This window comes from Paenibacillus sp. sgz302190 (genome assembly GCF_059820445.1).
On sequence record NZ_JBZYAO010000040.1, the window covers coordinates 1 to 19,376 of the forward strand.

The 19,376-nt window shown below is 54.1% G+C and carries 13 protein-coding genes and 1 pseudogene; 2 read left to right on the forward strand and 12 right to left on the reverse strand.

Annotation, left to right across the window (positions count from 1 at the left end):
* Nucleotides 1-541: 541 nt before the first annotated feature.
* Nucleotides 542-1,663, reverse strand: coding sequence for a glycoside hydrolase family 88 protein (locus tag AC6RNO_RS30060; RefSeq protein WP_497107757.1), 1,122 nt, complete (start codon nucleotides 1,661-1,663; stop codon nucleotides 542-544).
* 107 nt (nucleotides 1,664-1,770) lie between these two features.
* On the opposite strand from AC6RNO_RS30060, the gene AC6RNO_RS30065 reads away from it, so the two are divergent.
* Nucleotides 1,771-2,631, forward strand: a complete 861-nt coding sequence (locus tag AC6RNO_RS30065; protein WP_497107758.1) for a helix-turn-helix domain-containing protein — start codon at nucleotides 1,771-1,773, stop codon at nucleotides 2,629-2,631.
* Between the two features lie 61 nt (nucleotides 2,632-2,692).
* Here AC6RNO_RS30065 and AC6RNO_RS30070 read toward each other — a convergent pair.
* The 4 genes and pseudogenes from AC6RNO_RS30070 to AC6RNO_RS30085 all read right to left on the reverse strand — a co-directional run bounded on the left by AC6RNO_RS30070 (nucleotide 2,693) and on the right by AC6RNO_RS30085 (nucleotide 6,787).
* A pseudogene (locus tag AC6RNO_RS30070) lies at nucleotides 2,693-4,083 on the reverse strand (ABC transporter substrate-binding protein).
* A gap of 89 nt (nucleotides 4,084-4,172) precedes the next feature.
* Nucleotides 4,173-4,994 carry an ABC transporter permease subunit gene (locus AC6RNO_RS30075; protein ID WP_497107759.1) on the reverse strand — a complete coding sequence of 274 codons (822 nt, stop codon included), beginning with the start codon at nucleotides 4,992-4,994 and terminating at the stop codon, nucleotides 4,173-4,175.
* The gene (locus AC6RNO_RS30080) at nucleotides 4,991-5,878 is read right to left on the reverse strand and encodes a carbohydrate ABC transporter permease (RefSeq protein ID WP_488435285.1); all 888 of its coding nucleotides are present in this window, start codon (nucleotides 5,876-5,878) and stop codon (nucleotides 4,991-4,993) included. The genes AC6RNO_RS30075 and AC6RNO_RS30080 overlap by 4 nt, the downstream gene beginning before the upstream one ends.
* A gap of 36 nt (nucleotides 5,879-5,914) precedes the next feature.
* Complete coding sequence (locus tag AC6RNO_RS30085) at nucleotides 5,915-6,787, reverse strand: glycerophosphodiester phosphodiesterase family protein (protein ID WP_497107760.1); 873 nt, start codon at nucleotides 6,785-6,787, stop codon at nucleotides 5,915-5,917.
* Nucleotides 6,788-7,049: 262 nt separating this feature from the next.
* Here AC6RNO_RS30085 and AC6RNO_RS30090 point away from each other — a divergent pair, with 262 nt between their 5' ends.
* Nucleotides 7,050-8,042, forward strand: a complete 993-nt coding sequence (locus tag AC6RNO_RS30090; protein ID WP_474679966.1) for a LacI family DNA-binding transcriptional regulator — start codon at nucleotides 7,050-7,052, stop codon at nucleotides 8,040-8,042.
* A 590-nt stretch (nucleotides 8,043-8,632) separates the two neighbouring features.
* Here the strand turns inward: AC6RNO_RS30090 and AC6RNO_RS30095 are convergent.
* The 7 genes from AC6RNO_RS30095 to AC6RNO_RS30125 are packed head-to-tail and all read right to left on the reverse strand — an operon-like array spanning nucleotide 8,633 to nucleotide 18,826.
* A complete protein-coding gene (locus AC6RNO_RS30095) occupies nucleotides 8,633-9,340 on the reverse strand; it encodes a response regulator (protein ID WP_497107761.1) in 708 nt (235 codons plus the stop codon).
* The gene (locus AC6RNO_RS30100) at nucleotides 9,327-12,020 is read right to left on the reverse strand and encodes an ATP-binding protein (RefSeq protein ID WP_474679964.1); all 2,694 of its coding nucleotides are present in this window, start codon (nucleotides 12,018-12,020) and stop codon (nucleotides 9,327-9,329) included. Before AC6RNO_RS30100 ends, AC6RNO_RS30095 begins: the two co-directional genes overlap by 14 nt.
* A gap of 38 nt (nucleotides 12,021-12,058) precedes the next feature.
* A complete protein-coding gene (locus AC6RNO_RS30105) occupies nucleotides 12,059-14,383 on the reverse strand; it encodes a histidine kinase (RefSeq protein ID WP_497107762.1) in 2,325 nt (774 codons plus the stop codon).
* Nucleotides 14,370-14,933: a potassium-transporting ATPase subunit KdpC gene (gene kdpC / locus AC6RNO_RS30110; protein WP_497107763.1), complete on the reverse strand. Its 564-nt coding sequence runs from the start codon at nucleotides 14,931-14,933 to the stop codon at nucleotides 14,370-14,372. The genes AC6RNO_RS30105 and kdpC overlap by 14 nt, the downstream gene beginning before the upstream one ends.
* Before the next feature lie 24 nt (nucleotides 14,934-14,957).
* Nucleotides 14,958-17,000, reverse strand: coding sequence for a potassium-transporting ATPase subunit KdpB (gene kdpB, locus AC6RNO_RS30115; RefSeq protein WP_497107764.1), 2,043 nt, complete (start codon nucleotides 16,998-17,000; stop codon nucleotides 14,958-14,960).
* A gap of 29 nt (nucleotides 17,001-17,029) precedes the next feature.
* Complete coding sequence (gene kdpA / locus AC6RNO_RS30120) at nucleotides 17,030-18,703, reverse strand: potassium-transporting ATPase subunit KdpA (protein ID WP_497107787.1); 1,674 nt, start codon at nucleotides 18,701-18,703, stop codon at nucleotides 17,030-17,032.
* Nucleotides 18,704-18,748: 45 nt separating this feature from the next.
* A complete protein-coding gene (locus AC6RNO_RS30125; protein WP_474680251.1) occupies nucleotides 18,749-18,826 on the reverse strand; it encodes a potassium-transporting ATPase subunit F in 78 nt (25 codons plus the stop codon).
* Nucleotides 18,827-19,376: the final 550 nt, after the last annotated feature.

The following is a 19,376-nucleotide window of genomic DNA, read 5'->3' on the forward strand; positions in this document are numbered from 1 at the left end:
CGGAAGTAACGAATGGAAAAATAAGTATCTAATAACTCGAAAAGAAATTTGTCCATTTTAATCCATTTGATGTTAGCTTCTTTGCAAAGCTAGTGGGTATTTCATGCGAAATTGGCTTATTTTGGCGAAAAACCTGCAAAAGCGCAGGAATTTTTGCTGAAAGTGAGTCTGTGTCCATTTGTTCGGTGAAAAGCCTGCACTTTTGCAGGAATTCTTCGTGGCCAGCGAACAAGGACGCAAATTCATGTATTTTTGCAGGTTTTCTTCGTACAGCCAGGCAGATTATGGCTATCTCCTCTACCGTGGGGGTGTTCAACAGCCTAAGAATTGCAGGAATATCGCTCCTCAAACGCATCCACGGGCAAAAAGATGCACTTTTTGCAGGTTTTCTGCGCGAAGCACTGCTCAAAGATGCGCAGGCTCTCGCTCCCGGCTTGTTGCCGCTTCGCGGGCCGCCTGACCGCTTGGCCGGCTCTCGCGCCGGCTTCGGCGGCTTCCGGCGCTTGCGGTTGCCCCGCCGGGGGATCCGGCCGGACATCCGTCAGAAAATGCGGTGCTTCCATCCGTTCAGTTTGGAAATCGCTTCCACATAGTAATAATCGCCGTAAATAAGCGAAACATCGATAAAGGAAGTGCCGCTTCCGGTGGCGTGGAGCAAAATCGCTTCATGCTCGGGCCGATCCCATGTCGCATAGTTCTCGGTCAGCGAACGCAGTATCCGCTCTGCCGCTCCGGCATAGAGCCGCTTCTCCCCCGCAGGCACAAAATCCGCCAAGTCCAGCAGCGCCGATGCGGCGATCGATGCGGCGGAGCTGTCCCGCGACATACCTTCCAGCGACTCCAGGCGGAAATCCCAGTACGGCACGTGATCTTCAGGAAGCGCCGCGATAAAATAATGCGCGATCCGTTTCGCCGTATCGAGGAACCGCTCGTCGCCGGTGTGCCGGTACGTGTTGGCAAAACCGTACAGCCCCCACGCCGTACCGCGGCTCCACGACGATTCCGCCGACAAGCCCTGGCCGCCGAAATTTTCGATGTAGGCGCCGGTTTCGGGATCGAACGAGAGGATGTGCTTGGTCGATCCGTCTTCCCGGACACCGTGCCGCATAGTAGTCTCGGCGTGCCGGATGGCGATATGCTTGTATCGGGGATCGCCGGTTGCCTTATGCGCCCAGAACAGCAGCGAAATGTTCAGCATGCAATCGATAATGACCCAGCCGGGAACCGGTCTGTGCTCAGGCCCGCCGTTCCAGGCGCGGATAAAGTTGCCGGCAGGGTTAAAGCGCGCGGCCAAAAAATTCGCCGCCTCCAGACCCCGCCGGAATCCGTCGGCATCGCCTGTCAGCGTATGCTTGATGACGGCCGTCGGCAGAAATTGAAAGCCTACGTCGTGATGAAGCTCTTCCGTCGGCTTCACGAACCATTGTTCCAGCTCGCCGTCCCATCGCCAGGCGGCTTCCTTGTAGATGTCCTTGCCGGTCATGTCATGCATGATCCACAGGATGCCCGGCCAAAAACCTGTCGTCCACCAATCGGAGCCGATGTCGTCGAATTTGCCGTCTTCTTCGGCAAAATGCGGGCATTTATCGCCCATTTGAGCGATGGTCCGGGTTATTTTTTGATCGAGCTTTTCCATGATACCCTGCCAATAATTCGTGTTCATTTTGAATAACTCCAGCAATTTTTATCCATTATACTCCTCCGTATCGCCCAAAAGTTATGATACAATGTAAGAAAATGTTGATATTTTGTCATTTTGGGGGCCAGGTCATGAATCAGCTTTTCGAGCCAGTAGTCTTTGACCGCAAGGAAATCGTCTGGGACTACCGTATACGGTCGGAACACGTTTTCAAAGGCTATTACCATTGGCATCAATGCTGCGAAATTGTTTTCGTACACGAAGGGCAGGGCAGCATCGTCCTTAACCGGCAGGCTTACGATATCAAGCGCGGCATGTTTTTCTTTTTTCAGCCTTTTCAGCTCCACCGCATCCACGCCGTAGTCAGTCCGCAAACGCCATATGTCCGCTCGATCTTCTATGTGGATCCGAATCTTATAGAACGGCAGCTTCGCCCCTTTCCTAAGAAGTGCGCCCTGTTCGCGGCTTTGTGGCAGGGAAGCGACCGTAACAATGCCTTCGATCTGTCCCCGATCGTAGAACAAATGGAATGGATTTATTGCTCCTACGACCGCAATAACCGGAAGGGCTTGCCCGACAGCGAAGACATCGCCTTGCTGCTGCTGCAAATTTTAAATGCGGTGGATATGGCGCACCCCGGCGCGGAAGAGAAATTCAATCAGGAGGCGGCGCGCAGAACTCCCCGCTACTCGGAGACGATCATGCGCTGGATCGAAGCGCATTACCAAGAGGAGGTGAGCCTGGAGCGGTTAGCGCAAGAAACGCATCTGTCCACCAGCTACATCTCCAGAGTGTTTCGCCATGAAACGGGCAGCAGCATTACGGATTATTTGACGGCCAGACGCATGAAACAAGCTTGCCGGCTGCTGGAGACGACGGGCCTGGCGGTCGAGGAAATCGGCATACGCATCGGCATTCCGAATGTGTCTTACTTTATTCAGCTGTTCAAACGGGTAGTCGGAACGACCCCGCTCAAATATAGAAACAGGTAGTGGCGCAAACGACAAAGACAGGACGAATGCTTTTTTCGCCCTGTCTTTGTCTATGATGCTGCTATTTGTTCATCTGGTTATACTTGACCAGCGATTTCGTACTATTTTCCGCTGCTGCATTGAGCGCTTCTTGCGGGGATTTTTTGCCGTTCAGCACTTCCTCGATCGCATTTGCAACGAACTGCCGCTGCTCCTGGAACACGCCGATGGCGGTCCCTGGGTGGCGAAGTTCGATTTGGACTGGTGCAGCTGATCGACAGCCGTTTTGAATTGCGGATATTTCTCAAGATTGTCTTTCACAATTTGCTCATCGTACGCCTTCTTCGTGATCGGGAAATAACCGCTGCTAACGTGCCACAGGGCTTGCACTTTAGGCGTCGACAAATATCGGATAAAGTTCCATGCGGCGTCCTGCTCTTCCTGCGGTTTGTTGCTCATGATCCAGTTGCTCGCCCCGCCAATGACGACCCCGCCTTCGGTTGAAGCGCCTTCCGGCACCGGTAAAAAGCCGGTTCCGACTTCGAACTTGCCTTTGGCCGAATCGACGATTCCGCGCAGCGCGCCTGTCGAGTTCATCATCATGGCCGTTTGTCCGGCCAAAAACGCCTTTTTCGCGTCATCGCCCGTTCTTCCGAAATTGATCGCAATTTTGTCGTCGGCCATCGTCTTCCACCAGGTCATCGTTTTAAGGCCCGCTTCTTTATTCAAATACGATTCGGTCGCAGGCGCCGTACGTCCGTTGTTGTTGTTGACGTACTCCGCTCCTTGCTTGGCAAAGGACTGCTCCATAAACCACGGCTCGATATACAGACTGAAGCCTGTAACGCCCCCTGAGGTAAGCGTCTTGGCCGCTTTGATGACTTCTTCATACGTCTGCGGAGGCTTTTGTGGGTCCAGCCCTGCCGCTTTAAACAAATCTTTATTGTAGTACAAAATGGCATTCGAGGTGTTGAACGGCATGGAATACAGTTTGTTATTGACCGTGTAATAGTTCAGAATATGTTCTTCAAACTGGGCCGTGTCGAACTTGTCGCGGTCGATAAAAGTTTGCATCGGCGTAATGGCTTTGGAATCGATCATGAAACGGGTGCTGACGTCGTTGCTCATGACCATCGTAGGTCCGCTTTTCGAATCCATGGATGCTTTCAATTTGTTCAGCGACTCGTCATAGGTGCCCTGGAACTGTGTTTTCACGATGACTTTCGATTGGGAGGCGTTATAGTCGCTGACGATTTGATCGAGCGCCTTGCCGAGCTCTCCCCCCATCGAATGCCACCAAACGATTGTGACCGGAGCTTTGCTTGCCTGGGCGGCCGGGGAGGCGGAAGCCGCAGCCGATGCCGGTTGTCCGTCCGGGGACGAAGGCTTGGCTGCGCTGCCGCACCCCTGTACGAGCAGCATCGCTGCGACGCTTGCAACTGAGATAGACGCTTTCCAATTTGTGCGGTTCATAAATGTTCGGTCTCCTTTGTATTGCCGTTATGATTGGGACGATATCTATGTTAAACCGGTGTCGGATCGACCCGGATATTGTAGCGGCGCTACCCTTTGAGCGACCCCAGCGTAATATTGCCGACAAGCTGCTTCAGCCCAAGCGCCAGCAGCACGAGCGGAGGCAGCATCATGAGCGTCACACCGGCCAACACCAGATTCCATGAGGTAAAATCTTCAAATTGCAGCATGTTCACGCCGATTTGCACCGTCCGCATGCTCTGATCGTTCGTAACCAACAGCGGCCACAAATACATGTTCCACGCTCCGATGAAGCTGTATAAGGCCAATGTCGCAAAAGCGGAACGCGATAGCGGCAGCACGATGCTGCTAAAAATGCGGACATGCCCGTATCCGTCCATTTTGGCCGCTTCAAAAATTTCCCGGGGCAGCTGCATGAAAAACTGCCGCAGCAAAAACGTGCCGAATCCGGTCGACAGAAAAGGTACGATCAGGCCTGAGTACGAATCGATCCATCCCCAGCTGCGTATCGTCAGGAAGTTGGGGATCATCGTGACTTCCCACGGAATCATCATCGTGGCCAAAAACAGCGAGAAAATAAACGGTTTGCCCGGAAAGCGGACGAACGCAAAAGCGTAAGCCGCCAAACTGGCCGTAAGCAAATGGCCTCCCGTAATCGCGAAGGAAACGATGAAGCTGTTCAGCGTAAACCTCGCAACGGGAACGAGCGACAGCACTGTTTTGAAGTTCTCCAGGTACAAACTTGACGGCCAAAGAACCGGCGGCAAGGAATCCATCTCCGCAGGAGTCAGCAATGACGCGGAAAAAGCATAATACACTGGATAAAGGATCACTATCGCTATGAAGCCCAGCAAAACCAATAAAGCCGAATGCTGCCAAGTTTTTTTCATGAATAATGGACTCTCCTTTCCGCCGCCCGGAACTGAATGACCGTGAGCAGCAAAAGGATCAGAAATAATACGATCGCTTGCGCGCTTCCCGTATCGAAACGGTAATTGACGAACGCTTCCTGGTACAAATCGTAGACGACGACATTTGTCGCATTCATCGGCCCGCCTTTTGTCAGCATCGAGATTTGCCCGAAGCTTTGCAGGGCGCCGATGACGGAAATGATCGTTACAAAAAATAAAGTCGGCGACAGCAGCGGCAGCGTAATTTTGAAAACCGAGGATAATGGGCCGGCCCCGTCGATTTTGGCGCTCTCGTACACTTCTTCAGGTATCCCTTTGACCCCGCTCAAAATGACCAAATACGTGAACCCGATATTCAGCCAAACCGTCATGATGGAAACGGACAGCATCGCGAACGCCGGATCGGTCAACCATCCGACCGGAGACATGCCGGCAAAACCCAGGAAATAATTGAGCATCCCTGCGGAAGGATGGAATAATATTTTCCAAATGACGGAAGCTATGCCGACCGGCATCGCAATGGAAATCGAAAATATGAATTGAAAGATGAGATTGATTTTGCTCTTTTTATGCGTCACGATCGCCAGAAACACGGAGATGATGATGCACGCCGGTATCGTCATCAGCGCAAACACGAATGAACGCTGCAAGCTTTCGTAAAAATGCCCGGAAGTGAGCAGCTCGGCATAATTGGAAAGCCCGGCAAACCCCGTAATTTTCCCGCGCAAATCCGTATGGTGCACGCTTAAATAGACCGACATCAAAAACGGATAAAACATAAAGACGCCGAATCCCAGCAGGGAGGGAAGCAAAAACCCGTATCCGACCGCCGCTTCCCTCATTTTGTAATCACGTTTAATCAAATCGCGCAAGCCTCCCTGAACATTATGCTTTTTCCGCTATTTGCCCGGCCCGTTTAAAAATGCGAACAGCTCGTCCGGCAAATCGGTTTGAATCATATTGACGCCGCGTTCGATATGCCAGCCCCAGCCTAACGGCTTATTCGTAAGCGAAAGTTCATCGGCGTGCCCGCCGCATAACGAATCCCACATCGTATTGGTCCAAATTCTGCTGGACCCCTGCAAACGCCGGATCGTCTCCGCCGCAATAATGATGCTGTCGTCCTGCTCAAACAGCAGCTCGAAAGCCCGTGGTTTGATTCGCGCCAGCAGATCATCCAAGTGCCCGAGCAAATGCTGATTGGATTCATCGATAATTTGCATATATTCCGGGCGCTCCGCTTTGTTTTCGAGAAACTCCCCGACTTCTTCGATCTCTGCCGTGCTTTTGAACAACCCCTGCTTCACCGTTCCGGTCTCCATCAAAACCCGATAAACCTCTTCGCGCACGTTCCAGCATTTATCCAAATTGATCATAATTTTATCTTTTGCCAACAGCATGGCCTCGGCCAGCGTAGGAATCGTTTCGTCGGTCAGCATGGCATTCCGTTCGCCTTGACCCTGCTTGAGACGAAGCGCCCGAAGCTCGTTAAAAGTGAGGTCGCTGATCCGGCCGGAGCCGTTCGTCATGCGGTCGACCGTATCGTCATGCATCAGGATAAGGCAGCCGTCTTTCGTTGGCTGCACATCAATTTCAACCATATCTATTCCTGCATCGATCGAATGTTGTATGGCTTTCAAGGAGTTTTCAGGCGCCTGCCTCCAATTCCCCCTGTGCGCCACAATCATGGTCCTGCCGCTGCAATCCAGGAAATCGGCATAAATGTTTTCAAAAATCGTTTGATTAGCTTGTTTGCCTTGTTTGCGGTTCAATTGCTTCAGCCTCTATTCTGTGTCTGTTTTTAGGGTAAGCAGTTCGATAATGACAAAAAAACAGCTTGATTAAAGTAAAATTTTTATCTTTAATATAGTGTTTAATTTACTATAGTATTGTAAAATCTAATCATCGATTATATTAATGTTTTGTGAATACGAATGGTCTTAACACTTCCCGCTTCCCATTTATAGGAATATTGATTATAATGAGTTGATATGAAGTAAAATTATCACTAAAATTTTTAGGAGTTTGATGTATATGGCAACAATTAAAGATATCGCCCAGCTAGCCAATGTTTCGGCAACTACCGTATCGCGGGTGCTGAATAACGATCAGTCTCTGAGCGTTTCCGATAAAACCCGGAGCAAGGTGCTGGAAGCCGCCAGGCAGCTGGATTACAAAACCGTCGTGGAACGGTACGCCAAAAAATATTACCGGCTCGCTCTCATATACAAACCGAGCATCTTCTACAGCCATCTGGAAAATGATTTTCATTTCTCGATCCGCAACGGCATCGATAAAATTTGCCTGCAGTACGAAATCGACATCGTCAACGTATTCAATGTGTCCAACACGTCTTTTGAAAATTTGCACGGCGCCATCATTCAGGGAAATTACACCAATGAAGAAATCAGGGAAATGACGGCCGGGCTTCAAGCAAAGCACGTTCTGATTGTCGGCAGATGCCCGGACGACAACAAATACGACTGCGTCTGGTTCGATGCGAGGCGGGCCGTTTACTCGGCGCTGAACTATTTAACGGGGCTCGGGCACCGCGACATCGGCTTTATGGGATGCTACGAAAGCCCGGATCTCGACATGGAGGATCGAAGAGATCAAATTTTTCTTCGCTATATGTCGAAGTTTTCGGAGAATGCGGCTTCGCGGGTATATGTAGGGGAACACGGCCTTAAAAACGGCTACAAATTAATGGAGCGCGCCTTTCATGACGGACCGCTGCCGTCAGCCTTTTTCATTGCGAACGATCCTACGGCGCTCGGGGCGTTGGAATTTTTGAAGGAGCACAACATTTCGGTTCCCGAAACACTCAGCATCGTCAGTTTCGACGGCCATCACATGACGCAATATACGACCCCGGCGATGTCGACGGTGCAAATACCGACGGAATACATGGGCAAAGTTGCCGTACAGACGATCATCGAAAAAATCGAGGAAACCCGCAGTTTGACCAAAAGGGTGCTCGTTCCGACGGAATTGTGTATCCGCGACAGCTGTAAAGCTTACAAGTAATGTATGGCTTTGCCCGGGAAGCTTCGTTTGCCGGAACATGCAAAACGCGCCGTACGCAAGCCCCTCTTCGGAGGAGCCGGCATACGACGCGGCCATTCTTTTGCTATTTATAGCACCGTTGAAAGACGCATCGGTTTGTTGTTGCGGCAAGGGCGGTTTTGGCTATAAGAAAGGGAACTATTGACTGAGTTTAACTAGTTTTTGCGAAAAAAAACATGCAGTGTGTTCGGATCAAGAACCGGATCTGAAGGAACCGGAAACCCACGCGCCGGAGCCGGTCGCCAATCTGCCTGGTTGCGCGAAGAAAACCTGCAAAAGTGCAGTTTTTGCTCGATGGATACGCCGACTACGACAAATTCCTGCAAATGTGCAGGCTTTTCGCTGCGAACATGAGCTTAGATTCATTTTCATCAAAAATTCCTGTACAATCGCAGGTTTTTCGCCAAAATGAACCATTTCTATGGGAAAAACCTGCACTTTTGCAGGTTTTTCCCTCCGCCAAGCCACCCTATCCTCCTCGCTTCAGCCCCTCAAACCCGTTGTCCATGCATTACGCCGATCTCATTTTCAAAAGAGCTCGGCTATCGCAATCACCCCTCCGGCAAATGCAGCAGGAAGCGGTAGCCGATGCCAGGCTCGGTTTTGATAAACTTCGGCCGCGTTGGATCTTCTTCCAGCTTCTTCCTCAGATGACCGATGTAGATGCGCAAATAGTGGCTATCCGATTCATGATGATGACCGCCCCACACTTGCTGGAGCAGCTGCCGCTGCGTGACGACTTTGCCTGCGTTGGAGGCGAGTGCTTTCAGAAGATCGTATTCCGTCGGCGTCAGCTTTACCCGGCTGCCGTCCAGCTCTACTAACCGCTGGGCCAGATCGATCACCAGATTGCCGAATTGCAAAATCGGCTCGTTCGCCGTTTTCGCCACGTGCCGCAGCGCTACGCGGATTCTGGCGACAAGCTCCCCCATGCCGAACGGCTTGGTGACATAATCGTCGGCTCCGCTGTCCAGCGCGGCGATTTTATCTTCTTCACGGTCTTTCGCCGTAAGCACGATAATCGGTATCCGCGACCATTCGCGGATTCGGTGCAGCACCTCCATCCCGGACATACTCGGCAGCCCGAGATCCAGCACGACGAGGTCCGGATGCACGATGCTCGCCTGGTATACACCGTCCTCTCCCGATGCCGATTCATGGATTTCAAAGTTGTGGGCTTGCAGGGTCACTTTTAGCAGCTTCCGGATTTGGGGCTCGTCATCAATGATTAATATGCGTGCTCCATTAGTCGTTGTCATGATGCTCATTGTCCCCTTCCGGCATTGGTCTATGAAAAAAACGATGATCTCCCTTGGGCAAAACAATCGTAATGACAGTGCCTTTGTCTACATTCGGTTCCGCGGCGATCGTTCCTCCGTGGGCTTCGACGATGCCTTTGCAAATGGCAAGCCCCAAGCCTGTTCCGGGTACGTGCCTTGTCGCGACCGCGCGATAAAATTTATCAAAAATCCGCTCGCGGTCGGCAGCCGCAATCCCCGCCCCCGAATCGGCCACGGCCATCGTTACGCGGTGCTCGTCCTGCCCGACGGTGATGACGATTTCGCTGTAATCCGGCGAATATTTGATCGCATTGCTGACTACGTTCACCAGCACCTGCTCCAGCAGCACTTCGTCGCCCAGCAGGAACGGGGCGGGCTCCGGCAGCATGACGCGGATTTTGCGGTGCTGCTGAAAATCTTTCACCTGCGCCAGAACGACGCCGATGATGTCCTCGGCATCGCACCACTTTTTGCGCAGCCGGAGCATGCCGCTTTCCAGCTTCACCATGCCGAGCAGGTTCGTGACCAGCCGGTTCATCCGCAAAGCGCCATCCCTGATCGTCGCCAACAGATCGAGCCGGTCCTCCGGCGAAAAAATACGATCGCCTTCGATCAGGCCGGTCGCCGATCCGATGATCGTCGCCAGAGGCGTGCGCAGCTCATGGGATACGGAATCGAGCAGCGCCGTTCGGATTCTCTCCGATTCGGCGGTCAAATGGGCAAGCTTGGCCTCCTCGCCCAATTTCACGCGGGCGATGGCGCTTGCGGCCAAGCCTCCGATCGCTTCCAACAGCCGCACATTTTCCGGCGCGGCGCCTGCATCCTGGCCCTCCATATCGAGATTGACGGCCAATACGCCGTAAACCCGATCTTCCGTGCGCAGAGGAACGTATAAGCCCGGGGATTCCCTGAGCGTGTTGGACCCCCTTCCGGCCATTTCGCCATGCTCATATACCCACTTCGCTATTGCCATTTCCGATTCTCCCCTCCCCCAGTCCGAAGGGCCGGGAGAATAGACGGTCACCGCCAGCTCGTCTTTGCTGTCCGGCAAAAAAATCGCGACTTGCGTATGGATCGTATCGGACACTTGGCGGGAAACGTTCTCCAAGAGCGAATTCAAATCCGTTATCGCCGTCATTTGCCGGCTGATCGCATACAGGGAGGCCGTCGTCGCCTCCCTTTGCTTGGCAAAATTCAGCTGCTGTCTTAGCCGGGCGGCGAGACTGGCTGTCAGCGCGGCGACGGCCATATACACGGCAAAGGAAAGCACATAGCGCAAATCCGCGACCGTAAAGCTGAGAAAAGGCGGGACAAAAAAGAAATCGAAAGCAAGCACGCCCGCGCTGGCCGCGTAGATAGAAGGTCCGAGTCCCCAATATACCGCGCTAAAAAGAACGGGCAGCAAATACATCAACGCAATATTGACCGTGTCAAACGATTGCTCGAAAATGCCCAGGATAACGGTTAAAAGGATAACGGCAAAAGTAACCCATGCATAAGGCTTCCAACCGAAAATGCGCGGCGGGCGGGCCGCGCCTTCTTTGTCCGGGGACCCTTTCGGCTTCCCCGGTATGACGTGGATGCTGATCCCGCCGCTGCCCCGGATCACTTGCTCCACAACGGAACTGCGGAACCATTCCACGATGCGGGAACGGTTCGGCTTGCCGATAATGATCTGCTTCACATTGCGGGCGCGCGCCAAAGACAGCAGCTCTTGGGCGACATCGCTGCCTGTAACGGACATCACCTCGGCGCCCAATTGTTCGGCCAGCTGCAAGTTGCGCGCAAGCTGGTCGTGCTGCCCTTCGCCGCCCGGCATCCCTCGCGGCGTCTGCACGTAGACGGCTATCCAGTCCGCTTTGAGACTGGCGGCCATTTGCCGCCCCGTCCGGATAAGCTGATAGGAGAAGGGGCTTGCGCTTACGCAAACCATCACCTTCTCCGCAACGGGCCAGGGGCCTGCAATATCCTTGGCGTGCATATACCGCTCAAGCTGGCTGTCCAGCCGCTGGGCGGCATAGCGGAACGCCATTTCGCGCAGCGCGTTGATGTTCCCGATGCGGAAAAACCGCTGCAGCTCGGCTTGCTTTTTGCCGCCATGAAACAGCCGCTCCATTCGCCCGATCCACTCGTCCGTCGGTATATCGACCAACTGAATTTGGTCCGCCCGCTCCAGAAAAGTATCAGGCACCGTTTCGGCGACTTCGCTTCCGATAATCCGGGTCACCGTATCGTTCAAGCTTTCCACATGCTGGATGTTGAGCGTAGTGTAGACGTCTATTCCTTGCGAAAGAACGGCCTCCACGTCCAAATAACGCTTGGGCTTCAAAGCACCCGGCGCATTCGCATGTTCGAGGCGGTCGATGAGCACCAGCCCCGGACGTCTCCTTATAATTTCTTCCGTATCCATTTCCCGGGCAATGCGGCCCCGGTACTCAACGGCGCGGGGCGTTACGCGCGGAAACATCTCCCGGGAGAGCAGCTGCTGCGTTTCCGGGTAATCCCCGGCGTCCACCCACCCGAGCAGAACGTCTGTCCCTTTGTCTCTTTGCCGTTTGGCTGCCGCAAGCATCGCGTATGTTTTGCCCGCACCGGGAGCGGCGCCCAGAAATAAAGTTAATTTCCCTCTTTCATTGCGTGAGGAATCGATCCTGATCACACCCTGTGCACACTCGTATATTCAACTGTTCCATTCCATTATAATGCGATATTGGGATCAAAATCAGCTACAATTAAAATATCCCTATGTCTGGAAAAACGAATCAGCCGCTTCACAACGGAGCCTCGCCGCAGCTCTTCCCGCCAAGAAAGCTTCGATTGGCCGATCACCAATTGCGTCGCTTCCGCCTCATCCGCTTTCGCTGATAAAACTTTGGCGATATCCCCCGGCGTATCGCTTTCATGAACCGCAAACTTGCCGCCCAGTCTGACCGTCAGCCTCTCCATGGCTTCCAGCCTCTGCTTCAGCTCATCGGTAACGGCGCCGCCGGCCTGGACGTAATTGACGTACCATGGGGCCTTCAGCCGATAAGCGGTGCGGAAGCCGCGCCGAATTAACCGTTCGGCATGCGGCGTGCTGTTCACGCACACGAATATCACTTCTTTTCTTCTCCACGGGCCGCGGAGCGAGCTTTTTCGTTCCAGCGATTCCAGCCTTTCGTCGACATCGTCGGCGATTTCGCGCAGCGCAAGCTCGCGCAAGGCGATGAGATTTCCCGTTTTAAAAAAGTGATGCAGCGCCTGCTCGATTTTGGCCGCGGCATATATTTTCCCCTCGCGCATGCGCTGCTGCAGCGCTTCCGGGGCGACATCGATCAACTGCACTTCATCGGCCATTTGCAAAATGCTGTCCGGCACCGTTTCCCTGACGCGGATGCCGGTTATTTGCTCCACAGCATCGTTCAAGCTTTCCAAATGCTGCACATTCACAGTCGTAATAACGGATATTCCCGCATCCAAAATTTCCAGAACATCTTCATATCTTTTTTTGTTTTTGCTCCCGGGGACGTTCGTATGCGCGAGTTCGTCGACCAGCACGACCTCAGGACAGGCGCGAATGATCGCCTGCGTATCCATCTCCTCCAGCGTTACGCCCTGGTACACCGTGCGCTGCCGCGGGATGACCGGCAAATTCCCGGTCTGGGCGATCGTCTCTTTGCGGTTGTGCGTTTCCAGCAGGCCGATTCGCACATCGATGCCTTTTTTCAGATGGTCGTTGCCCTCGCGGAGCATCATATACGTTTTCCCTACGCCGGGCGCGGCTCCGATATACACTTTGAACTTGCCGCGCTTGATTTTGCCGATTTTTTCGGCGACCTCCCGCTCGCTTAGCCGGCGGTATTTGTGCTGTTCTTTGGCGGCTACGATTTTGGCCGGAAGAATCCGTTCGCCTTCATGCTCCGCGCGGTCGGCTACCAGAAAGACGTCGATATTTTTTACAATTTTCAAAAGCGCGTTGACGACGGAACCCTGCCAAAACTCCTGCCATCTCGTATGCTTCGTATGGCCCATCACGATGCGCGTGACATGATGACGGGCCGCGTACTGAACGATCGTCTTGGGAATGCGACGGCGATTTTGAAAAGGATGCTCCGCGAACTCGCCGCCGACTTTTTCCACGAGCTTGATCATATTTCTGCGAAAAGTGGCCGCTTCTTTCGATAACGGCTTTTTAAAATCGCGGAACGTGATCACCGCCAGATCGCCGTTCAACCTTTTGGCCACTTGCTGGCCCCTGCGGACGTAAATCGAGCCGTTCCAATGATACTGCGTGGACACCAGAATGCGCTCGGCGGCTCCGGACGGGCCCAGAAGCCCCATTTCTTCCCGGTGCTCCTTCAGGGACTCGTTCACATCCTCGGCGACCAACCGCAGGGCAAGCTCCCGCAAAACGCCCAAATTGCCGCGCTCAAAAACCGGCGCATCCTTGTTTATTTTCAGATGCCCCTCGGCAAGCCGGTTCAGAACCGTTTCGGGCGTAACATCGATGAGCCTTACCTCGTCGGCAAGCTCCAGCGTGTCCGCGGGAACGGTATGCTCGACCTCGATCCCCGTCAGCTTTTGGGCAAGTTCGGTGTACCCCTCCAATTCATACACGTTAACCGTCGTGATCACGCTAATGTCATGGGCGAGCAAAAACTTGATGTCGTCCAGCCTGGTCGGAAAACGGGCTTCCGGACGGTTCCGGTGGGCCAGCCCGTCAACGAGCACGACTTCGGGATTTCTCGTGAGTAAGGCATCCAGATTTAAATCTTTCATTTCGGTATCATTGCGGAACCAATGCAGGCTGGAAACCCTCTCCAGATCGCCCAGCTGCTCCACGGTCTCGGGCCTTTGCAGCGTTGAAACCGCGCAAATGACGACGTCGATCCCCTGCTGCCTGAGCGTATGTCCTTCGCGCAGCATATGATACGTCTTCCCGGAACCGCTGACAGGACCGATATAAATTTTTAAAGTGCCGCGGTGGAGCTTGGAGATCGAGTGCAGGATTTCCTCCGGCGTCTTTCTTTTAAAGCTTTCCACTGCCTATCAGCTCCATGTTCAATTCCGTTACGTTTACGCGCGGTTCGCCGAAAATGCCAAGCTGCCGGCTTTTCGTATGGGCGTCGATCATTTGATACAGCTGCTCGCTGCCGATTCCCGTTTCCCGGCTGATTCTCGGAACTTGCGCCCTCGCCGCTTCCGGAGACAAATCCGGGTCGAACCCGGAGCCGGAAGCCGTGACCAGATCGGCGGGGACGCTTTGCATATCCGGGTTCTCTTTTTTCACATCGCCGATTTGACCGGCAACGCCTTTTACATAATCGTCGGAGGCGACCGCCACATTCGAACCGGCGGAAGCGGCAGGATCGTATTTGGCGTTCGACGCTCTGGGGTGAAAAAGCTTCGGCGACTCAAAATTTTGCGCCAACAGCTCCGAACCGACCGTTACGCCTCCCGATTCGATCAAACTGCCGTCAGCCTGCTTGGGGAATAGCGCTTGAGCGACCCCGGTCGTAACCAGGGGATAAATGAGTCCGCAAATAAGCATCAGCACTACGGATACGCGGATCGCAGTCCATATCGTTTTCATATTCATATCTCCTAATTTATGTTTTTAGACGATGTGCAGCCCGGAAAGCACCAGATCAATCGCTTTAATGCCGATGAACGGAACGATCACGCCGCCGACGCCGTAGATGAGAACGTTGCGCGCAAGCAGTCTATCCGCTGTCATCGCGCGGTATTTCACGCCTTTCATCGCAATCGGGATGAGCAGCGGGATAATGACGGCGTTGAAAATCAATGCCGATAAAATGGCCGACTGCGGCGAGGCCAAATGCATGATGTTCAGCGCCGCGAGCTGCGGCATCGCCAAAATGAACATGGCGGGAATGATCGCAAAATATTTGGCGATATCGTTGGCGATGGAAAAGGTCGTGAGTGCGCCGCGCGTAATCAGCAACTGCTTGCCGATGGAAACGACGGATAGCAGCTTCGTCGGATCGGAATCCAGATCGATCATGTTGGCGGCCTCTTTGGCGGCCATCGTGCCGGAGTTCATCGCGAGCCCGACATCCGCCTGCGCAAGAGCCGGGGCGTCGTTCGTGCCGTCGCCGGTCATGGCGACAAGCTTGCCCTCCATCTGCTCTTTTTTGATCGCAGCGATTTTATCCTCCGGCTTCGCTTCGGCGATAAAATCGTCCACGCCCGCCTCCAGCGCGATCGTGGCCGCCGTAAGCGGATTATCGCCCGTGCACATAATCGTCTTGATCCCCATCGCCCGAAGCTCCGCGAACCGGTCTTTCAACCCGGGCTTTACCGTATCTTTCAGGTAAATCACGCCATAGATGCGCTCGCCGACCGCTACGGCCAGCGGCGTGCCCCCGGCCTTCGCGATGCGGCTCGCGATCTCTTCCAGGTCGGCGGGAATCCCGCCGCCTTGGGCCAGCACACGCTTCCTGATCGCATCGACCGCGCCTTTGCGGATTTGCGCGCCGCCGGCCAGGTTAAGGCCGGACATCCGCGTCTCCGCCGTAAACTCGACGGCTTCGGCGCCGGCATATTCGCTTTCGGCCCACGATTCTCCGAGCTTGCCGGCAAGCTCCACGACGGAACGCCCTTCAGGCGTTTCATCCTTGACGGAAGCTTTCAAAGCGGCCAAGGTCATTTCTTTGGACGATACGCCCTTGACGGGCACGAACTCCGCGGCCATCCGGTTTCCGTAAGTGATCGTCCCTGTTTTGTCCAGGATCAGCGTATCGATATCACCGGCCGCCTCAACCGCTTTGCCGGACATCGCCAGCACGTTGAACTGCGTAACCCGGTCCATCCCCGCGATGCCGATCGCGGACAGCAGCCCGCCGATCGTCGTCGGAATCAGACAAACGAGCAGGGCGATCAAAGTCGCCAGATCCAATTGAATGTTCAAGTACTGCGCCATGGGAACCATCGTCATAATAACAATAAGGAAGATGAGCGTTAATACGGCAAGCAGCGTCGTTAAAGCGATCTCGTTCGGCGTTTTTTGCCGTTTGGCGCCTTCGACGAGGGAAATCATCCGGTCCAAAAAAGATTCGCCGGGGTCGGTCATCACTTTCACGACGATATAGTCCGAAGCGACTCGGGTTCCCCCGGTAACGGAAGAAAAGTCCCCGCCCGCTTCTTTAATGACCGGCGCGGATTCCCCGGTTATCGCCGATTCGTCGATGGAGGCGAGCCCTTCGACGATTTCGCCGTCCGTAGGAATGATTTCGCCGGCATCGACGCGGACGATGTCTCCTTTTTTCAATTGAGTGGACGATACTTGCTTATAAGAGCCGTCTTTTTGCACGAGCTTCGCCATCGTCTCGGCTTTCGTTTTGCGCAGCGTATCGGCCTGCGCCTTGCCGCGGCCTTCCGCCAGCGCTTCGGCGAAATTGGCGAACAGCACCGTGAACAGCAGGATGAAAAATACGGCGATATTGTAGCCCCGGCCTGCATTTGAAGCGACAAAAAGATCCGGCTTGACCGACAGCAGCAAAGTGATGAAAGTTCCTACTTCTACAATAAACATCACCGGATTTTTAATCATTGTTGCGGGATTGAGCTTTTTAAAAGCATCGATGATCGCCTGTGAGACGATCTCTTTCGTTAATGTTTTTTTACGTGCAGCAGCCATATGGATCCTCCCTCTTCTCTGCGCCGCGCTTAATGCGGCATGGCCAAATGTTCGGCAATCGGTCCCAATGCAAGTGCGGGGAAGAACGTAAGCGCCCCGATCACGACGATGATCATCACCAATATTCCGGTGAACAATGGGGTATTCGTCCGCAAAGTCCCTGCGGTTGCCGGAACCGTACGCTTGATGGCCAAAGAACCGGCGATCGCCAGCATCGCAATGATCGAAATATACCGGCCGAACAGCATGACGAGCCCAATGCCCACATTGTAAAAATCCGTATTTGCATTCAAGCCCGCAAAGGCGGAACCGTTATTGGCAGCCCCCGACGTAAAGGCGTAAAGCACTTCCGAAAGGCCGTGCATGCCCGGGTTGGCAATCGAAGCGACCGCTTCCGGACGCATGAGCGCCAAAGCCGTAGGCGCAAGAATGATGATCGGATGGACGAGCAGCGCGATGGAAGCCAGCTTGATCTCTTTGCCTTCGATCTTTTTACCGAGAAATTCCGGCGTCCGCCCGACCATCAGACCGCAAATAAAAATGGATAAAATAAGATACAATAACCCGTTCAAAAGCCCTACGCCTTTGCCGCCAAAAACGTTATTGAGCATCATTTCGGCAAGTGCGGTAAAACCGCCCATCGGCGTCAAAGATTCATGCATATTGTTGACGGAGCCTGTCGTCGCGGCGGTCGTCACCGCTGTGAACAGCGCGGATTCCGCCAGCCCGAACCGGACCTCCTTGCCCTCCATGTTGCCGTGAACGCCCATTGCATCAAGCGCGGCAACCCCGCGGTACTCGGAGACAAACACCGTCGTCAGCATGACCAGAAAAATGAAGCCCATCGCCGCAAATACGGCCCAGCCCTGCTTTTTATTTTTGATCATGAGGCCGAAAGCATAGACGAGCGCCGTCGGCAGCAGCATCATGCAAACGATGTGGACCAGGTTGGCCAGAGAAGTCGGGTTTTCAAAAGGATGCGCGGCATTCGTACCGAACCACCCTCCTCCGTTCGTGCCGATATGCTTGATCGATTCAAGCGATGCTACAAGCCCCCGCGTGATCGTCTGCTGGGCACCTTCCAGCGTCGTCGCCGTCACAGCGCCCTGCAGCGTCTGCGGTACGCCCTGGAACACCAGGAATAGGGCGACAATAAAACTGAGCGGCAAAAAGATGCGCGTAATCGAGCGGACCAGATCTACGTAAAAGTTGCCGAGATTATCCTCGCGGCCGATTAATCCGCGAATGAACGCGATCGCCACCGCAAAGCCAGTCGCCGCCGATGTGAACATCGGAAACGTGATGGCGAGCATTTGCGATAAATACGACAGCGCGTTTTCCCCGCTGTAGGACTGCCAGTTCGTATTGGTAATAAAGGACGCCGCCGTATTAAAAGCTTGCGCGGCCGGCATATTATCAATCCCGTCCGGATTGAGCGGCAAATACTTTTGCAGCCGCAGGACGAGAAACAGCAGAATGAACATAATGAAATTAGAAAGAAGCATGGCTGCCAAATATTGCTTCCAGCCCATGGACTCCTGTTCGCGAACTCCCATCGTCCGGTAAACGATCCGCTCGAACGGACCGAAAACCCGGTCCAGACCGGTCTTTTCATGACTAAACACTTTAACCAAATAGCTGCCCGCAGGCTTAACCAATAACATGATGATGACCAGCGTTATGGCTACCTGTAACAATCCCATGCCCATGCAAGATTTCCTCCTCGCTCGACTAAACCCATAATCTCTTTAAAACTTCTCCGGCTTTACCAGAACAAACCCAAGGTACACGATCAAGGCAAAAGCAATAATCCCTATCACCGTCATGGGGCTACCTCCTCTTGGCAACAACTGTCGATTAAGCCCGCTTTCCCTTAAAGAATCAATCGCATGCGAGCTCCCCCTCGTCGCCACAGTGAAATCTTAATACGGATCGGCGTAAAAAGGGGGTAAATAAACGGGGCCAGGGTGTAAAAAAAACATAAAAATCGCACGCGAAAAGTGTATCCGCCGCGAAAAAGGCAACAGCCCTTTTATCCGATGCAAAGGGCTGGGAGGGGCGGCCGGTGAGGCGAACGCCGCCATGTAGCGGTACGCTACGCGCCGGGATTCGTTGGCTCCGCGAACCCCGCCCGCTGGGCCCGCGTCACGCTCCTCCACACCTGCCCGCCGGGATTCGCGGGCTCCGCGCCCCCGCCCACTGGGCCCGCGCCACGCGCCTCCACACCTGCCCGCCGGGATTCGCGGGCTCCGCACCCCCGCCCACTGGGCCTGCGCCACGCGCCTCCACACCTGCCCGCCGGATTCGCGGGCTCCGCGCTACGCGCCCGCTGGGCCCGCGACACGCTCCTCCACACCTGCCCGCCGGGATTCGCGG

Excerpts from the sequence above, each read along its gene's own strand:
- AC6RNO_RS30065 (WP_497107758.1), top strand. The coding sequence starts at position 1,771 with ATGAATCAGCTTTTCGAGCCAGTAGTCTTTGACCGCAAGGAAATCGTC.
- AC6RNO_RS30090 (WP_474679966.1), top strand. The coding sequence starts at position 7,050 with ATGGCAACAATTAAAGATATCGCCCAGCTAGCCAATGTTTCGGCAACT.
- AC6RNO_RS30075 (WP_497107759.1), bottom strand. The coding sequence starts at position 4,994 with ATGAAAAAAACTTGGCAGCATTCGGCTTTATTGGTTTTGCTGGGCTTC.
- AC6RNO_RS30125 (WP_474680251.1), bottom strand. The coding sequence starts at position 18,826 with ATGACGGTGATAGGGATTATTGCTTTTGCCTTGATCGTGTACCTTGGG.
- kdpA (WP_497107787.1), bottom strand. The coding sequence starts at position 18,703 with ATGGGATTGTTACAGGTAGCCATAACGCTGGTCATCATCATGTTATTG.
- AC6RNO_RS30060 (WP_497107757.1), bottom strand. The coding sequence starts at position 1,663 with ATGAACACGAATTATTGGCAGGGTATCATGGAAAAGCTCGATCAAAAA.
- kdpC (WP_497107763.1), bottom strand. The coding sequence starts at position 14,933 with ATGAAAACGATATGGACTGCGATCCGCGTATCCGTAGTGCTGATGCTT.
- AC6RNO_RS30095 (WP_497107761.1), bottom strand. The coding sequence starts at position 9,340 with ATGACAACGACTAATGGAGCACGCATATTAATCATTGATGACGAGCCC.
- kdpB (WP_497107764.1), bottom strand. The coding sequence starts at position 17,000 with ATGGCTGCTGCACGTAAAAAAACATTAACGAAAGAGATCGTCTCACAG.